The following is a 14,087-nucleotide window of genomic DNA, read 5'->3' as shown; positions in this document are numbered from 1 at the left end:
TCAACGACTGGACCGTCTGATCGCGTCAAAACGCCAACAACTAGTAGTTTTTGAACATCGAAATAAGAAAGGGCCCTTAACGGCCCTTTCTTATTTCGGTATATGCTACCTTATTCTTCAGTATTGGTCTCAGGTGTCTCGCTCGGCGCTTCGTCATCTTCTACCGGGCGGTCCACTAGTTCGACTACGGCCATCGGCGCATTATCTCCTGGCCGGAAACCAGCCTTGATAATACGAAGATAGCCACCAGGGCGATCCTGATAACGCGGACCGAGTACTGTGAACAGTTTTCCAACCGCCGCTTTTGAACGTGTGCGGGCGAACGCCAAACGACGATTTGCCACGGTATCGTTCTTGGCGAGCGTTATCAGTGGCTCAGCCACACGACGTAATTCTTTCGCCTTGGGTAAGGTCGTGCGAATGACCTCATGTTCAAACAGTGACACGGCCATATTTCGGAACATGGCCTTACGATGTGCACTGGTGCGATTCAGCTTTCGACCACTTTTACGATGACGCATTTGTCTATCCTTCCACGTTATTCCGACTCACGTCGGTATACTCTTAACCAATGACTCGACTTATTTTTTCTCGGGCAAATTCGGTGGTGGCCAGTTCTCTAGGCGCATGCCAAGTGACAAGCCACGTGATGCCAACACATCTTTAATTTCTGTGAGCGACTTTTTGCCGAGATTCGGTGTCTTGAGCAGTTCGACTTCAGTACGTTGAATCAAATCACCGATATAATGAATGTTTTCTGTCTTCAGACAGTTCGCAGAACGAACCGTAAGCTCCAGATCGTCGACCGGACGCAACAGAATTGGGTCGATTTCCGGCTCTTCTTTCTTAGGCTCTTCCTTCTCTTCGTCTTTCAAATCAACAAAGGCGGCAAGTTGTTTCGACAATATGGTTGCCGCAATTCGAATCGCCTCATCCGGCTCGATGGTGCCGTTGGTTTCAACTTCCAACACAAGTTTATCCAAGTCGGTACGCTGCTCAACACGCGCCGCCTCAACGGTATAAGCCACACGACGCATTGGCGAGAAGCTAGCATCGACTAACAAACGACCAATCGGCGCATCACCTTCTTCACGACGTGTGCTCGCTGGCACGTAACCACGACCTCGCTTGACCACCATTCTCATAGCCAAGTTGCCGCCGCTAAGGTTTGCAATAACCAAGTCTCGGTTCACGATGGTGACGCCCGCCTGCTCTTTGATGTCGCCTGCGGTGACCGGCCCTTCGCCAGATTTTGACAGCTCAAGCACGGCCTCGTCCTTATCGTCGAGACGAACGGCTAACTTTTTAAGATTCAAAAGAATTTCAATAACGTCTTCTTGAACCCCTTCGATAGTCGAATATTCGTGCAACACACCGTCAATCTCAACTTCAGTGACGGCGCACCCCGGCATCGACGACAATAGGATTCGACGCAACGCGTTACCAAGCGTGTGCCCAAACCCCCTTTCGAAGGGTTCAAGAACGACTTTTGCCAGCGTATTCGAAACCTTGTCGACCTTAATTGAGCGCGGAGTCAACAAGCTATTATAAAAATCCTGCATAATATTCCTCTCCCGAAATTACTTCGAGTAAAGTTCGACAATCAGGTTCTCGTTAATATCCGCTGGTAACTCGGACCGCTCGGGAACACGCTTGAAGACACCTTCCATTTTATTGGCATCCACCTCTATCCAAGCTGGGGCTTCTCGATGAGAGGCAAGCTCGAGCGCTGCTTTGATTCGCTCCTGATTACGCGCCTTTTCGCGAACCGAAATGACATCTTCAGGAGAGACTTGATAGGACGGAATATTGACTGGACGTCCGTTAACCAGGATGGCCCGATGCGAAACCAACTGCCGCGCTTCCGCACGAGTGGCACCAAAGCCCATACGGTACACGACGTTATCAAGGCGACACTCCAGGATTTTCAAGAGGTTCTCACCGGTTGCGCCTTTGCGACGAGCCGCTTCCTTATAATATTTGCGGAACTGACGTTCGAGCACACCGTAGATACGGCGAACCTTTTGCTTTTCACGCAACTGAACGCCGTAGTCAGACAAACGCGTACGCGCCGCGCCATGCTGGCCCGGTGGCGTATCAATTTTGCATTTTGTCTCTACCGCTCGTACACCACTCGTCAGATGAAGGTCTGTGCCTTCACGACGGGCGAGTTTCAATCTTGGGCCACGATATCTTGCCATCGTTCTGTATCTCCAGAATCCGTTGTATTAAACTCGACGCTTTTTCGGCGGACGACACCCATTGTGTGGTATCGGCGTCACGTCTGTGATGCTGCTAATCTTAAAACCGGCTGCGTGCAATGCTCGCACCGCCGATTCACGGCCGGGCCCCGGACCTTTCACAAAAACGTCCAAGTTCTTCATGCCCATTTCTTTTACCATGTCCGCCACACGACTGGCCGCGACCTGGGCTGCAAACGGCGTGCTTTTGCGCGAACCGCGAAAACCAGAACCGCCAGCGGTTGCCCACGCCAAAGTGTTACCCTGCCGATCGGTAATGGTGACGATTGTGTTATTGAACGACGCATGAATATGCGCTTGTCCTTCCGACACCTGCTTTTTGACGCGTTTTTTGCTACGAGATGGAGTCTTAGCCATTGCCTACACTTCCTAATTTTGTTTATTTCTTGATTGGTTTACGCGGACCCTTGCGCGTGCGCGCATTTGTCTTGGTCCGTTGACCACGAACCGGCAAACTACGACGGTGGCGCAAGCCACGGTAGCATTTGAGGTCCATCAACCGCTTAATGTTCATTGAAACTTCTCGCCGCAAGTCACCTTCAACGGTGTACTTGCCCACCTCGTTGCGGATTTTCTCGATTTCTTCAGGCGACAAGTCGCGAATTTTCTTCGTTGGATCAATTCCAGCCGCTTCGCAAATATTCTTCGCGCGTGTGCGACCAATGCCATAAATAGAGGTTAACGCGATAACCGCGTGTTTATTTACCGGTATGTTAATGCCTGCAATACGGGCCATATGCCAAACTCTCCTGATACTTGTGGCTTGGGCCGGAAAAGGCGCGTATCTTAGCGCCGACCCGACCAAAAATCAACCAAACCCTTTAGGTAAACGACGTCTTAGCCTTGACGCTGCTTATGCCGCGGGTCGCTACAAATGACTCGAACTGAACCATGACGCCGAATAATCTTGCAGTTCCGGCAAATCTTTTTTACTGAAGCACGGACTTTCATTTCACTCTCCCGATTTAACAATAACCGCTAACCAATTAACGGATTTGCCCAGCTGTCCCAGCCTTGAAGTTCGCTTTTTTCAGTAACGTATCATACTGATGCGACATCAAGTGCGCCTGAACTTGTGCCATGAAATCCATAATCACAACAACGATAATGAGCAATGAAGTACCACCAAAATAAAAGGTCACATTTGCCCATACGTTGAGTGCATCTGGAATCAAACACACCAAGGTCAGGTATAGCGCGCCACCAAAGGTTAGACGGGTCATAACCTTGTCGATGTAACGCGCGGTTTGCTCGCCAGGACGAATGCCCGGAATAAATGCGCCAGATTTCTTCAAATTGTCCGCTGTCTCACGTGCATTGAATACCAATGCCGTATAGAAGAAGGCAAAGAAGATAATTAGCGCTGCGTAACTCAATTCGTACAGTGGCTGGCCAGGTTGGAGCATCACACTGAACGTTTTCAAGAACCTGAATTGTTCCCCGAACCATTGCGCGAGCGTGCCCGGGAACAAGATCAGACTCGAAGCGAAAATCGGCGGTATGACGCCAGACATATTAAGTTTGAGCGGCAAATGACTGCTCTGGGCCTGGAACACACGCCGACCTTGCTGACGCTTCGCATAATTAATGACAATGCGACGCTGGCCCTGCTCAACGAACACCACAAAGGCAGTCGTCAGCACGACGATAACACCGATTAAAAGCAGGGTGAGCACACTCATGTCACCTTGTCGGATTTGTTCAGAGGTACTTCCTATCGCCCGCGGAAGTCCGGCAACAATTCCGGCAAAAATGATCATCGAGATACCATTGCCGATACCGCGCTCAGTCACCTGTTCACCTAGCCACATCAAAAACATTGTGCCGGTGACCAGGCTTACCGTGGCCGTAATCACAAAGCCCAAATCTGGGGTACCATCCGGCCCGACGCTCGGTACCAAGCCTGGTATCATTCCTGGAAAATTCACCGCAATGCCGATAGCTTGGAACGTGGCGAGCCCTACAGTGGCATAACGTGTGATTTGGTTCATCTTGCGTCTGCCACTTTCCCCTTCCTTGCGCAATTCCTTCAGTGTGGGATGCACATGCCCCATAATTTGGATGATAATGGAGGCTGTGATATAGGGCATAATGCCGAGGGCGAAGACACTTGCTCGCACCAATGCGCCACCAGAGAAGACATTGAACAATGCAAGCAGTGTACCTTGCTGCCGCTCCATCACCGCAGCCAACACCGTTGCATCCACTCCGGGTACCGGAATAAAGGACCCAATACGGTACACAATCAGCGCCCCAATTAGGAATAAGATACGCTGCTTGAGCTCCGACAGGCCCTTCTTGACACCCGCAGTTGGTTGTATGCCAGGCTTTTTTGCCATCAGTCTTCCACCTTACCACCTGCCGCTTCGATGGCCTGACGTGCGCCCTTAGTGACGCCAACGCCCCGAACAGTTAGCGCGCGATCGATGGAGCCTGACAACATGATTTTGGCAGACTTCATATGGTGTGCAATGATACCGGCACGCTTAAGCGTTTGCAGATCGACGACATCACCTTCGATTTTGGCAAGTTCACCAAGACGCACTTCTGCGTGTAATAAGGATTTGCGCGACGTAAACCCAAATTTCGGCAGTCGCTGCTTAAGTGGCATCTGGCCGCCTTCAAAACCAACTTTGTGGTATCCGCCCGAGCGCGATTTTTGACCCTTGTGGCCACGCCCACAAGTCTTGCCAAGGGTGCTACCGATGCCGCGTCCAACACGCTTACGTGTGCGCTTGGCTCCCTCGGCTGGAGCGATGCTGTTCAGTCGCATGATTTACTCCTCCACCGATACCATATAGCTGACCTGTTTGATCATGCCTCGAATAGCGGGCGTGTCTTCCAGCTCAACTGTATGACCAATCTTACGCAGTCCCAAGCCTTTTAGTGTTGCCTTGTGTTTCGGCAACCGGCCAATCGCGCTGCGCACCTGAGTTACTTTTAGTGTCTTCTTAGCCATGGTCTTAGTCCAAGATCTCTTCTATCGTCTTACCACGCTTGGCGGCTACGGCCTCCGGTGTCGTCATCCTACGCAATGCATCAAAGGTTGCCCGAACAACATTCACCGGATTGGTTGAGCCGATGGTCTTCGACAAGACGTTTTGTACGCCAAGCACTTCGAGCACCGCACGCATTGCACCACCGGCGATGATTCCGGTACCTTCAGACGCAGGCTGCAAATAAACAGTCGTGGCACCATGGCGGCCTTTCATAGCATGACGGAATGTACCACCTTCTGCCAATTCGACCTCGATCATGTTGCGCTTTGCAGCCTCCATTGCTTTTTGAATCGCAATGGGCACCTCGCGCGCCTTACCGCGGCCAAAACCCACTCTTCCTTTCCCGTCGCCAACCACCGTCAACGCGGTGAAGCCAAAAATTCGACCACCTTTGACCACTTTGGCCACACGGTTCACGTTGACGAGCTTTTCGATGTAGCCTTCGGTGTTTTCAATGTCTCTTGCCATCTTTTGCACCTTTAGAATTCGAGGCCATTTTCACGCGCCGCATCCGCAAGCGCCTTAACACGACCATGGTATTTAAATCCGCTGCGATCGAAAGCCACCTTTTTGACACCAGCCTCAACCGCTCTCTTGGCAATTTCCGCGCCAACCACCTTGGCCGCTTCCACATTACCAGTCGACTTCACACGCTCACGGATTTTCGCTTCCACCGTGGACGCTGCCGCCAGCACTTTCGCATCGTCTCCGCTGATCACCTGAGCATAAATGTGACGCGGTGTGCGATGTACAACCAAGCGGGTTACACCCAACTCTTTCATTTTCATGCGGCTGCGTTTGCAACGACGCAACCGTGCAGTTTTCTTATCCATGCGCTCCACCCTTACTTCTTCTTCGCTTCTTTGCGACGGACGTGTTCGTCCGCATAACGAACACCCTTGCCTTTATAAGGCTCTGGCGGACGGAAGCTACGAATCTTGGCAGCCACCTGCCCTACCAGTTGCTTGTCAGCCCCCTTCACCACGACTTCTGTATTTGAGGGCGTTTCTGCAGACACGCCTTCTGGCAATTCAAACTCAACAGGGTGCGAGAAACCTAGTGTTAAATTAAGCTTTTTTCCCTGCGCCTTCGCGCGATATCCAACACCTTCCAGTACTAATTTCTTTTCCCACCCATTCGCAACTCCATACACCATGTTGTTGAGAATAGAACGAGTGGTGCCAGCCAATGCAACAGAATTCTCAACGCCATCTTTGGCCACCACGCGAATCTGATTGTCTTCGACGACAACGTCGACGGCATCGTGGACCTGGTGGGTCAGTTCACCCAGCTTCCCTTTGACGGAAACATGGTTGCCGTTGACTGCCACATTGACGCCAGCCGGGATGTCTACGGGTGCTTTTGCAATACGAGACATGGTGGCCTCCTTAATAAACCGTACAGATGACTTCGCCGCCGTGGCCTGCCTTGCGGGCAGCCTTATCGGTCATCAGACCTTTCGACGTCGAGATTATCGCGATGCCCAGTCCGCCAAGTACTTTTGGCAATTCGTTTGCCTTCCGGTAAATGCGCAAACCTGGACGGCTTACACGCTCGATCTTCTCAATGACCGGACGCCCCTCGAAATATTTCAGCACGACTGTGAGAACGGGCTTTGGCCCTTCAGAGACCGAGTAGTCCACGATATAGCCTTCTTCCTTCAGCACTCGTGCGATATTTGCTTTGAGCTTCGAAGAAGGCATAGAAACTTCTTTTTTACCTGCCGCCTGACCGTTTCGGATACGAGTCAGCATATCTGCAATGGGATCTTGCATACTCATGACTTCTCGCTCCTTGTTTACCAGCTAGCTTTGGTCAGACCGGGGACGTCGCCACGCATGGCAGCCTCACGCAGCTTGTTACGGCAGAGGCCGAACTTGCGATACACCGCATGTGGGCGTCCAGTAATACGGCAACGACGCTGAAGGCGCACTGGAGACGCATTTCTTGGCAGCTTCTGCAGCTTGACCTGCGCTTCCCAACGCTCTTCGTCCGAAGCATTTGGATTATTGATAATGGCCTTCAACGCAGCACGTTTTGCTGCGTACTTGGCGACCATTTTGGCGCGCTTTTTCTCGCGTTCGATCATTGATACTTTTGCCATGGTTTCACCCTTATTTTTTCAGCGGGAAATTGAACGCCTGGAGCAGCGCACGACCTTCTTCGTCCGTTTCGGCCGTCGTGGTAATGGTAATGTCCATCCCACGAATGGCGTCGACTTGGTCATAGTCAATTTCCGGGAAAATGATCTGTTCCTTTACACCCATACTGTAATTACCGCGTCCATCGAATGACTTCGGATTCAAGCCGCGAAAGTCGCGAATACGCGGAATCGCAATATAAATGAGGCGCTCCAGAAATTCCCACATACGCTCCCCGCGCAGGGTCACCTTGGCACCAATTGGCCAGCCTTCACGAATTTTGAAGCCTGCCACGGATTTCCGTGCTTTGGTCACCAACGGTTTCTGCCCGGTGATAGCAGCCAGGTCGGCACGTGCGTTTTCAATTACTTTCTTGTCCCCAACTGCCTCACCAAGCCCCATGTTAACGGTGACCTTGGTGATTCGTGGGACTTGCATGACCGACTTGTAGCCAAACTTCTCTTGTAATTGTTTGACTACTGTCTCTCGATAATAGTCTTGCAGTTTCGCCATCTTAATCACCTATTTATTCAGGCATCAATGAGTTCGCCAGTTTTCTTGAAATAGCGAACTTTTTTGCCGTCTTCTAAAAACTTAAAACCGACACGATCTGCCTTACCCGTGGCCGGATTGTAAATCGCCACGTTCGAGATCTGTAACGGTGCCTCGATTTCCTTAATGCCGCCTTCAATACCAAGTTGCGGATTCGGGCGGACGTGCTTCTTTACCAGGTTTACGCCCTCGACAATCACTCGATTGTCCGGCAATACGCGTGTAACCTTACCGCGCTCACCTTTGCATTTCCCGGTCAATACGACGACTTCGTCGCCTCTTCTGATCTTACGCATGGCCGTTCTTCTCTACGTTTATTTAAAGCACTTCCGGAGCCAACGAGACAATTTTCATAAAATTCTCGCCCCGAAGCTCGCGGGTGACAGGTCCAAAAATACGCGTACCAATCGGCTGCAACTGGTTATTGAGCAACACAGCTGCATTTTCGTCAAATCGAATGACTGAGCCATCCGGACGACGAACGCCTTTGCGTGTGCGAACCACAACAGCGTTGAGCACATCGCCTTTTTTGACACGACCCCGTGGTGCGGCCTCCTTAACACTGACCTTAATCACGTCGCCGATGTTGGCGTATCGACGCTTGGAACCGCCCAACACCTTGATACACATCACGCGACGCGCGCCGCTGTTGTCGGCTACGTCCAGTATTGTTTGCATCTGGATCATCGGTTTTCTCCGCTATTCTACCGCGAACCACCTGCGCCTTCCGCAAGGGACGCGGGAGTATATCACCAAATTCCCGTTTTTTTAAATGCTTCTCGCTTTATACCCGAGAAGCGCGTTCGACTATCTCAACCAGACGCCACGTCTTGGTCTTTGAAATGGGGCGAGATGAGGTCACACTCACAATATCGCCCACACGTGCTTCGTTGGATTCATCATGCACGTGGATCTTTTTAGAACGGGTCACGAATTTCCCATACAGCGGGTGCCGAACCCGGCGCTCAATCAGAACCGTGATGGTTTTGTCCATCTTGTCGGAGACCACACGGCCCTTGAGCGTGCGCTGAACTTTTGTTTCACTCATCACGCACCTGCCTTTTCATTCATGATTGTCTTCACGCGCGCAATATCACGCCGCATTTTTTTCAACAAATGGGTTTGTGACAATTGCCCTGTGCTGTGTTGCATGCGCAATTTAAACTGCTCACGCAACAAGTTCAGCAGTTCGGCTTTGAGCTCTTCTACGCTCTTTTCTCTCAATTCACTGGCTTTCATCACATCACCGTCCGAGTCACTACAGTGGTCTTAAAAGGCAACTTGGCAGCCGCAAGTGCAAATGCCTTGCGTGCCAGCTCTTCAGACACACCTTCAATTTCATACAACATACGACCTGGCTGAATCTGGGCAACCCAGTATTCAACCGAGCCCTTACCTTTACCCATACGCACTTCCAACGGCTTCTTGGTAATGGGTTTATCCGGAAAAACACGAATATAAATCTTTCCAGAACGACGCATGGCACGCGTCATGGCACGACGAGCGGCTTCAATTTGACGGGACGTCATGCGACCACGCCCAATGGCTTTCAAGCCATACTCACCGAAGCTTACTTTGTTGCCTCGTTGCGCCATACCACGATTGCGCATCTTTTGCTGTTTACGGAATTTCGTACGTTTTGGCTGTAGCATTATCCCGTCTCCTTAGTTTTTTGACCGTCTACGGCCTTTACGCTTCGGTTCAGCGGGTGTTGCTTCTTCTTTACGCTCTTGCCCAGGCAACACCTCGCCCTTAAAGATCCAAACCTTAACGCCAATAATGCCGTAAGTGGTCAAAGCTTCGGACGTCGCGTAATCAATGTCAGCACGGAAAGTATGTAAAGGTACTCGCCCTTCCCTGTACCATTCGGTTCTTGCGATTTCAGCACCACCGAGGCGTCCACTGACCTGTATTTTGATACCTTCAGCGCCAAGGCGCATGGCATTCTGAACAGCACGCTTCATCGCCCGACGGAACATCACCCTGCGCTCGAGCTGATTGGCAACGTTATCTGCGACAAGCTGTGCATCCAATTCTGGGCGGCGTATTTGCTCAATGTTGACTTGCGCCGGAACACCAGCCAGCTCAGACACTTTTTTCCGTAGTGCCTCAATGTCCTCACCTTTCTTACCGATGATGACGCCAGGCCGCGCTGTATGGATGGTCACACGCAGACTTTTGGCGGGCCGCTCAATCTTAATCTTCGAGACTGATGCGTCCTTAAGCTCCTTACGGAGAAACTCACGAATCTTGATGTCGTTTTCGAGAATATCCGCGAATTCTTTACCCTCGGCATACCAAGTGGCATTCCAGTCTTTGATAATGCCCAGGCGAATACCGGTCGGATGTACTTTCTGACCCATGAGTCTCTCCTAGCGCTCTGAAACTTTGACGGTGATATGACACGACCGCTTAAGTATGCGATCCCCACGACCTTTGGCGCGCGCCCGCAAACGCTTATAAGTTGGCGCTTCGTCGACATAAATGGCCGAAACTTTCAACTCATCAATGTCGGCACCATCATTATGCTCCGCGTTGGCTATGGCGCTCTCCAATACCTTCTTGATCAAGGCCGCCGCCTTTTTCGGACTGAAGGTCAGTATGTTCAACGCTTTTTCGACGTGCAGGCCGCGGATCTGGTCAGCCACCAGCCGTGCCTTTTGCGCCGAAATGCGTGCGTACCGATGTTTTGCAACAGTTTCCATTTCAGCACCTCAATTAGCGTTTGGCCTTTTTATCGGCAGCATGCCCATAATAGGTTCGTGTGGGCGCAAACTCACCCAACTTATGACCAACCATATCCTCGGTGATCAGTATTGGCACATGTTGCCGGCCATTATGAACAGCGATGGTTAAGCCAACCATCTCCGGAATAATCATTGAACGACGCGACCAAGTTTTGATTGGTCGCCGGTTGTTTGACTCGATAGCAGCCTCCACCTTTTTCAACAGATGGAGATCTACGAACGGTCCTTTCTTCAGTGAACGTGGCACGATTAACCCCTTCTTGACTACTTGTTGCGACGACGCACGATGTACTTATCTGTGCGTTTGTTCGACCGAGTCTTTTTACCTTTGGTTGGCACACCCCATGGTGTCACTGGGTGACGACCACCGGATGTACGCCCTTCACCACCACCGTGCGGGTGATCAACCGGGTTCATTGCCACACCACGCACGGTCGGACGAATGCCTCGCCAGCGTTTCGCGCCAGCTTTACCAAGCGAGCGCAACATATGTTCAGCGTTGCCAACCTCACCAATTGTTGCGCGGCAATCCGCCAAGACACGGCGCATTTCACCCGAGCGCAAACGCAACATGCAGTAATTGCCTTCTTTAGCAACCACTTGTGCATAAGCGCCAGCCGAACGCGCAAGCTGTCCACCCTTTAGCGGACGCAGCTCAACGTTATGTACGTTTGTACCAAGCGGAATGTTGCGCAACGGCATAGCATTCCCCGTCTTGATCGGCGCCTGATCGGCGCTCACAACGGTATCGCCGACCTTTAACCCCTTCGGGGCGATAATGTAACGACGCTCACCGTCCTTATACAAAATCAGCGCAATATGAGCCGAACGATTGGGGTCATATTCGAGACGCTCAACACGACCCTCAACATCGAATTTGTTGCGCTTAAAATCGATAATTCGGTACAGCTGCTTATGGCCGCCCCCAATATGCCGGGTGGTAATGCGACCCTGATTGTTGCGACCACCGGTTTTGACTTTGCGTTCCGTCAACGGGCCATACGGGCGCCCCTTGTACAGGTCTTTGTTGACAACCTTTACGACGAAACGGCGTCCCGGCGATGTCGGCTTTGCTTTTACAATTGCCATGAGACTATTCCTCTATACCGTTGACGACGCCTTATTCGGCACCCAAAAAGTCGATATCGTGTCCTTCCGCCAAGGTGACGTACGCCTTACGCCAATCCTTGCGGCGACCTTCGATCATTCCGGTCCGCTTGCGCTTACCTTTTACATTCAGAACACGAACGGACGAAACCTTGACATCAAACATCAGCTCGACGGCCTGTTTGATTTCACGTTTGGTTGCGTCTTTCGCCACCTTAAACACCACCTGGTTGTGCTTCTCGGCAACGATGGTGCTCTTTTCGCTGACATGAGGTGCCAGCAGCACTTTCATCAAACGTTCTTGATTCATGCCAGCATCTCCTCAATCTTCTTTACCGCCTCGACCGTCATGAGCACTTTCTCAAACCCGATCAAGGACACTGGATCGATGCCATGCACATCACGCACATCCACCCAATGTAGGTTACGAGCCGCCAAATATAGGTTTTCATCAACCTCATGGGAAACAATCAGAACGTCGTCCAAAGCCATTTCTTTCAGCTTTGCAACAAGCTGCTTCGTCTTGGGGGCGTCAACCGAAAACGACTCGACAACGATCAAGCGATCTTGGCGCACCAATTCAGAAAGAATTGAAGCCATTGCCCCCCGATACATCTTCTTGTTCACTTTCTGGCTGTGGTCTTGTGGCTTTGCGGCAAAAGTCACACCACCTTTACGCCACAAGGGACTACGGATCGTACCTGCTCGGGCACGCCCAGTACCTTTCTGACGCCATGGTTTTTTACCACCACCACTTACGGCAGAACGATTTTTTTGTGCTCTAGTTCCTTGCCGTGCACCTGCCAAATATGCAGTGACCACCTGATGAACAAGAGCCTCGTTGAATTCACGACCAAACGCCGATTCGGATACGGTCAGCGCACCTTTGGTGCCGTTTTGGCCGGGAACTGTCAAAGAAAGTTCCATGCGTTTTCTCCTATCGGGCGCTTAATTAGTCCGCAGCCTTGACTGCTGGACGAACAATAACATCACCACCTGCTGCTCCGGGCACAGCCCCTTTTACAAGCAGCAGATTCCGCTCTACATCAACCCGCACAATCTCTAAGGTTTGTACGGTCACTCGCCGAGCCCCCATGTGGCCCGCCATTTTCTTACCCTTAAAGACGCGGCCCGGGGTTTGGTTTTGACCAATCGAACCCGGCGCACGGTGCGAGAGCGAGTTACCATGTGTTGCATCTTGCGTGCGGAAATTCCAGCGCTTGACGGCCCCTTGGAATCCCTTACCTTTGCTCACACCAGTGACGTCTACCTTTTGCCCTTCCGAAAACTGGTCGACCTTGAGCTCCTCGCCTTCGCTCAGTCCTTCAAGCGCAGCTTCGTCAACACGAAATTCCCACAATCCGCGACCTGGCTCAACACCAGCCTTCGCAAAGTGGCCAGCCAGCGGCTTCGTCACGCGCGACGGTTTCTTATGACCGACAGTCACTTGTATCGCGGTATAACCGTCACGCTCAAGATTCTTAATCTGTGTAATACGATTTGGGTCTGCTTCGATGACGGTGACCGGTATGGAACGCCCATCTTCGGTGAACACCCGAGTCATACCGCACTTTCGACCTACAATTCCAATTGTCATGATGAACCCTCTAAATCAATGCATGCCGATATCAAATCAGCACTTAGCGCTCAATGCTTAGTTCAGACTGATCTGAACATCCACACCCGCCGCCAACTCTAATTTCATCAATGCATCAACCGTTTTGTCAGTCGGATCGACGATGTCAACGAGACGCTTGTGGGTACGAATCTCGTACTGATCTCGCGCATCCTTGTTGACATGTGGCGAAATCAGGACGGTATACCGTTCTTTTCGAGTCGGCAATGGAATCGGTCCCCGCACTTGAGCGCCAGTGCGCTTGGCGGTGTTCACAATTTCCATCGTCGATTGATCGATTAACCGATGATCAAATGCCTTTAACCGAATTCGAATACGTTGCTTTGCTGCTGCCATCTTGATGGCTCTCCACGTTTACAGTGCAAAAAAACACCCGCATCCAACTTCTCTTGAAGTGGGCGGTAAGATTTCAAGCCGTAGGACACAGATCGTGTCCATTGTTTCCACACCACATATTCCGGTGTGGTGGGCTGCACGCCCCGCAATCATCAACGCTGCGAGGCGCGCAATTCTATACCAATATCAGCCGTTATTCAAGTACTTTAGAAACAACGCCAGCACCGACAGTGCGACCACCTTCGCGAATCGCAAAGCGCAAGCCTTCTTCCATCGCAATCGGTGCAATCAATGTCACAATCATCTTG

General features: G+C 51.4%; 29 protein-coding genes. All 29 read right to left on the bottom strand.

Annotation, left to right across the window (positions count from 1 at the left end; genetic code table 11):
* Window positions 1-110 precede the first annotated feature (110 nt).
* Window positions 111-521: a 50S ribosomal protein L17 gene (locus tag D6694_03440; protein RMH46625.1), complete on the bottom strand. Its 411-nt coding sequence runs from the start codon at window positions 519-521 to the stop codon at window positions 111-113.
* 60 nt (window positions 522-581) lie between these two features.
* Window positions 582-1,562, bottom strand: a complete 981-nt coding sequence (locus tag D6694_03435) for a DNA-directed RNA polymerase subunit alpha (protein RMH46624.1) — start codon at window positions 1,560-1,562, stop codon at window positions 582-584.
* 18 nt (window positions 1,563-1,580) lie between these two features.
* Window positions 1,581-2,201: a 30S ribosomal protein S4 gene (locus D6694_03430; GenBank protein RMH46623.1), complete on the bottom strand. Its 621-nt coding sequence runs from the start codon at window positions 2,199-2,201 to the stop codon at window positions 1,581-1,583.
* 27 nt (window positions 2,202-2,228) lie between these two features.
* Window positions 2,229-2,618, bottom strand: a complete 390-nt coding sequence (locus D6694_03425) for a 30S ribosomal protein S11 (GenBank protein ID RMH46622.1) — start codon at window positions 2,616-2,618, stop codon at window positions 2,229-2,231.
* Window positions 2,619-2,640: 22 nt separating this feature from the next.
* Window positions 2,641-2,997 (bottom strand): 30S ribosomal protein S13, encoded by a 357-nt coding sequence (locus D6694_03420; GenBank protein ID RMH46621.1) that lies wholly within the window; start codon window positions 2,995-2,997, stop codon window positions 2,641-2,643.
* Window positions 2,998-3,098: 101 nt separating this feature from the next.
* Entirely contained in the window at window positions 3,099-3,212 is a 114-nt protein-coding gene (locus D6694_03415) for a 50S ribosomal protein L36 (protein ID RMH46620.1), read from the bottom strand.
* A gap of 35 nt (window positions 3,213-3,247) precedes the next feature.
* The gene (gene secY, locus D6694_03410) at window positions 3,248-4,600 is read right to left on the bottom strand and encodes a preprotein translocase subunit SecY (GenBank protein RMH46619.1); all 1,353 of its coding nucleotides are present in this window, start codon (window positions 4,598-4,600) and stop codon (window positions 3,248-3,250) included.
* Window positions 4,600-5,034, bottom strand: coding sequence for a 50S ribosomal protein L15 (locus D6694_03405; protein RMH46618.1), 435 nt, complete (start codon window positions 5,032-5,034; stop codon window positions 4,600-4,602). The genes secY and D6694_03405 overlap by 1 nt, the downstream gene beginning before the upstream one ends.
* Before the next feature lie 3 nt (window positions 5,035-5,037).
* On the bottom strand, window positions 5,038-5,220 hold the full coding sequence (locus D6694_03400; protein ID RMH46617.1) for a 50S ribosomal protein L30: 183 nt from the start codon (window positions 5,218-5,220) through the stop codon (window positions 5,038-5,040).
* A 4-nt stretch (window positions 5,221-5,224) separates the two neighbouring features.
* The gene (locus D6694_03395; GenBank protein ID RMH46628.1) at window positions 5,225-5,728 is read right to left on the bottom strand and encodes a 30S ribosomal protein S5; all 504 of its coding nucleotides are present in this window, start codon (window positions 5,726-5,728) and stop codon (window positions 5,225-5,227) included.
* Between the two features lie 11 nt (window positions 5,729-5,739).
* The gene (locus D6694_03390) at window positions 5,740-6,093 is read right to left on the bottom strand and encodes a 50S ribosomal protein L18 (protein RMH46627.1); all 354 of its coding nucleotides are present in this window, start codon (window positions 6,091-6,093) and stop codon (window positions 5,740-5,742) included.
* A gap of 11 nt (window positions 6,094-6,104) precedes the next feature.
* Complete coding sequence (locus D6694_03385) at window positions 6,105-6,638, bottom strand: 50S ribosomal protein L6 (GenBank protein RMH46616.1); 534 nt, start codon at window positions 6,636-6,638, stop codon at window positions 6,105-6,107.
* A 10-nt stretch (window positions 6,639-6,648) separates the two neighbouring features.
* A complete protein-coding gene (locus D6694_03380) occupies window positions 6,649-7,041 on the bottom strand; it encodes a 30S ribosomal protein S8 (protein RMH46615.1) in 393 nt (130 codons plus the stop codon).
* Between the two features lie 17 nt (window positions 7,042-7,058).
* On the bottom strand, window positions 7,059-7,364 hold the full coding sequence (locus D6694_03375) for a 30S ribosomal protein S14 (GenBank protein RMH46614.1): 306 nt from the start codon (window positions 7,362-7,364) through the stop codon (window positions 7,059-7,061).
* Between the two features lie 10 nt (window positions 7,365-7,374).
* Entirely contained in the window at window positions 7,375-7,914 is a 540-nt protein-coding gene (locus tag D6694_03370; protein RMH46626.1) for a 50S ribosomal protein L5, read from the bottom strand.
* 17 nt (window positions 7,915-7,931) lie between these two features.
* Window positions 7,932-8,249 (bottom strand): 50S ribosomal protein L24, encoded by a 318-nt coding sequence (locus tag D6694_03365; protein ID RMH46613.1) that lies wholly within the window; start codon window positions 8,247-8,249, stop codon window positions 7,932-7,934.
* Between the two features lie 22 nt (window positions 8,250-8,271).
* Window positions 8,272-8,640: a 50S ribosomal protein L14 gene (locus tag D6694_03360; protein ID RMH46612.1), complete on the bottom strand. Its 369-nt coding sequence runs from the start codon at window positions 8,638-8,640 to the stop codon at window positions 8,272-8,274.
* A 97-nt stretch (window positions 8,641-8,737) separates the two neighbouring features.
* Window positions 8,738-9,001 (bottom strand): 30S ribosomal protein S17, encoded by a 264-nt coding sequence (locus D6694_03355; GenBank protein ID RMH46611.1) that lies wholly within the window; start codon window positions 8,999-9,001, stop codon window positions 8,738-8,740.
* Window positions 9,001-9,192, bottom strand: a complete 192-nt coding sequence (locus D6694_03350) for a 50S ribosomal protein L29 (protein ID RMH46610.1) — start codon at window positions 9,190-9,192, stop codon at window positions 9,001-9,003. The genes D6694_03355 and D6694_03350 overlap by 1 nt, the downstream gene beginning before the upstream one ends.
* Window positions 9,192-9,605, bottom strand: coding sequence for a 50S ribosomal protein L16 (locus tag D6694_03345; GenBank protein RMH46609.1), 414 nt, complete (start codon window positions 9,603-9,605; stop codon window positions 9,192-9,194). Before D6694_03345 ends, D6694_03350 begins: the two co-directional genes overlap by 1 nt.
* A 12-nt stretch (window positions 9,606-9,617) precedes the next feature.
* Window positions 9,618-10,316: a 30S ribosomal protein S3 gene (locus D6694_03340; GenBank protein RMH46608.1), complete on the bottom strand. Its 699-nt coding sequence runs from the start codon at window positions 10,314-10,316 to the stop codon at window positions 9,618-9,620.
* 9 nt (window positions 10,317-10,325) lie between these two features.
* Complete coding sequence (locus D6694_03335) at window positions 10,326-10,658, bottom strand: 50S ribosomal protein L22 (protein RMH46607.1); 333 nt, start codon at window positions 10,656-10,658, stop codon at window positions 10,326-10,328.
* Window positions 10,659-10,671: 13 nt separating this feature from the next.
* Complete coding sequence (locus tag D6694_03330) at window positions 10,672-10,947, bottom strand: 30S ribosomal protein S19 (GenBank protein RMH46606.1); 276 nt, start codon at window positions 10,945-10,947, stop codon at window positions 10,672-10,674.
* Window positions 10,948-10,964: 17 nt separating this feature from the next.
* Complete coding sequence (locus tag D6694_03325; protein RMH46605.1) at window positions 10,965-11,789, bottom strand: 50S ribosomal protein L2; 825 nt, start codon at window positions 11,787-11,789, stop codon at window positions 10,965-10,967.
* Window positions 11,790-11,820: 31 nt separating this feature from the next.
* Window positions 11,821-12,117, bottom strand: coding sequence for a 50S ribosomal protein L23 (locus tag D6694_03320; GenBank protein RMH46604.1), 297 nt, complete (start codon window positions 12,115-12,117; stop codon window positions 11,821-11,823).
* Window positions 12,114-12,734, bottom strand: a complete 621-nt coding sequence (locus D6694_03315; GenBank protein RMH46603.1) for a 50S ribosomal protein L4 — start codon at window positions 12,732-12,734, stop codon at window positions 12,114-12,116. The genes D6694_03320 and D6694_03315 overlap by 4 nt, the downstream gene beginning before the upstream one ends.
* A gap of 25 nt (window positions 12,735-12,759) precedes the next feature.
* Window positions 12,760-13,404 (bottom strand): 50S ribosomal protein L3, encoded by a 645-nt coding sequence (locus D6694_03310; protein RMH46602.1) that lies wholly within the window; start codon window positions 13,402-13,404, stop codon window positions 12,760-12,762.
* Window positions 13,405-13,461: 57 nt separating this feature from the next.
* Entirely contained in the window at window positions 13,462-13,779 is a 318-nt protein-coding gene (locus D6694_03305; GenBank protein RMH46601.1) for a 30S ribosomal protein S10, read from the bottom strand.
* Between the two features lie 193 nt (window positions 13,780-13,972).
* On the bottom strand, window positions 13,973-14,087 hold a 115-nt coding region (locus D6694_03300), incomplete at its 5' end, for an elongation factor Tu (GenBank protein ID RMH46600.1).

The organism is Gammaproteobacteria bacterium (assembly GCA_003696665.1).
GTDB lineage: Bacteria > Pseudomonadota > Gammaproteobacteria > Enterobacterales.
This window is presented reverse-complemented; position numbering and strand designations above follow the sequence as displayed.

Coding starts and splice junctions, on each gene's coding strand:
- D6694_03305 (RMH46601.1), bottom strand. CDS start 13,779: ATGGCAGCAGCAAAGCAACGTATTCGAATTCGGTTAAAGGCATTTGAT.
- D6694_03360 (RMH46612.1), bottom strand. CDS start 8,640: ATGATCCAGATGCAAACAATACTGGACGTAGCCGACAACAGCGGCGCG.
- D6694_03320 (RMH46604.1), bottom strand. CDS start 12,117: ATGAATCAAGAACGTTTGATGAAAGTGCTGCTGGCACCTCATGTCAGC.
- D6694_03395 (RMH46628.1), bottom strand. CDS start 5,728: ATGGCAAGAGACATTGAAAACACCGAAGGCTACATCGAAAAGCTCGTC.
- D6694_03420 (RMH46621.1), bottom strand. CDS start 2,997: ATGGCCCGTATTGCAGGCATTAACATACCGGTAAATAAACACGCGGTT.
- D6694_03370 (RMH46626.1), bottom strand. CDS start 7,914: ATGGCGAAACTGCAAGACTATTATCGAGAGACAGTAGTCAAACAATTA.
- D6694_03400 (RMH46617.1), bottom strand. CDS start 5,220: ATGGCTAAGAAGACACTAAAAGTAACTCAGGTGCGCAGCGCGATTGGC.
- D6694_03340 (RMH46608.1), bottom strand. CDS start 10,316: ATGGGTCAGAAAGTACATCCGACCGGTATTCGCCTGGGCATTATCAAA.
- D6694_03380 (RMH46615.1), bottom strand. CDS start 7,041: ATGAGTATGCAAGATCCCATTGCAGATATGCTGACTCGTATCCGAAAC.
- D6694_03435 (RMH46624.1), bottom strand. CDS start 1,562: ATGCAGGATTTTTATAATAGCTTGTTGACTCCGCGCTCAATTAAGGTC.
- D6694_03310 (RMH46602.1), bottom strand. CDS start 13,404: ATGACAATTGGAATTGTAGGTCGAAAGTGCGGTATGACTCGGGTGTTC.
- D6694_03355 (RMH46611.1), bottom strand. CDS start 9,001: ATGAGTGAAACAAAAGTTCAGCGCACGCTCAAGGGCCGTGTGGTCTCC.
- D6694_03405 (RMH46618.1), bottom strand. CDS start 5,034: ATGCGACTGAACAGCATCGCTCCAGCCGAGGGAGCCAAGCGCACACGT.
- D6694_03385 (RMH46616.1), bottom strand. CDS start 6,638: ATGTCTCGTATTGCAAAAGCACCCGTAGACATCCCGGCTGGCGTCAAT.
- secY (RMH46619.1), bottom strand. CDS start 4,600: ATGGCAAAAAAGCCTGGCATACAACCAACTGCGGGTGTCAAGAAGGGC.
- D6694_03430 (RMH46623.1), bottom strand. CDS start 2,201: ATGGCAAGATATCGTGGCCCAAGATTGAAACTCGCCCGTCGTGAAGGC.
- D6694_03350 (RMH46610.1), bottom strand. CDS start 9,192: ATGAAAGCCAGTGAATTGAGAGAAAAGAGCGTAGAAGAGCTCAAAGCC.
- D6694_03390 (RMH46627.1), bottom strand. CDS start 6,093: ATGGATAAGAAAACTGCACGGTTGCGTCGTTGCAAACGCAGCCGCATG.
- D6694_03415 (RMH46620.1), bottom strand. CDS start 3,212: ATGAAAGTCCGTGCTTCAGTAAAAAAGATTTGCCGGAACTGCAAGATT.
- D6694_03425 (RMH46622.1), bottom strand. CDS start 2,618: ATGGCTAAGACTCCATCTCGTAGCAAAAAACGCGTCAAAAAGCAGGTG.
- D6694_03365 (RMH46613.1), bottom strand. CDS start 8,249: ATGCGTAAGATCAGAAGAGGCGACGAAGTCGTCGTATTGACCGGGAAA.
- D6694_03315 (RMH46603.1), bottom strand. CDS start 12,734: ATGGAACTTTCTTTGACAGTTCCCGGCCAAAACGGCACCAAAGGTGCG.
- D6694_03440 (RMH46625.1), bottom strand. CDS start 521: ATGCGTCATCGTAAAAGTGGTCGAAAGCTGAATCGCACCAGTGCACAT.
- D6694_03375 (RMH46614.1), bottom strand. CDS start 7,364: ATGGCAAAAGTATCAATGATCGAACGCGAGAAAAAGCGCGCCAAAATG.
- D6694_03335 (RMH46607.1), bottom strand. CDS start 10,658: ATGGAAACTGTTGCAAAACATCGGTACGCACGCATTTCGGCGCAAAAG.
- D6694_03325 (RMH46605.1), bottom strand. CDS start 11,789: ATGGCAATTGTAAAAGCAAAGCCGACATCGCCGGGACGCCGTTTCGTC.
- D6694_03345 (RMH46609.1), bottom strand. CDS start 9,605: ATGCTACAGCCAAAACGTACGAAATTCCGTAAACAGCAAAAGATGCGC.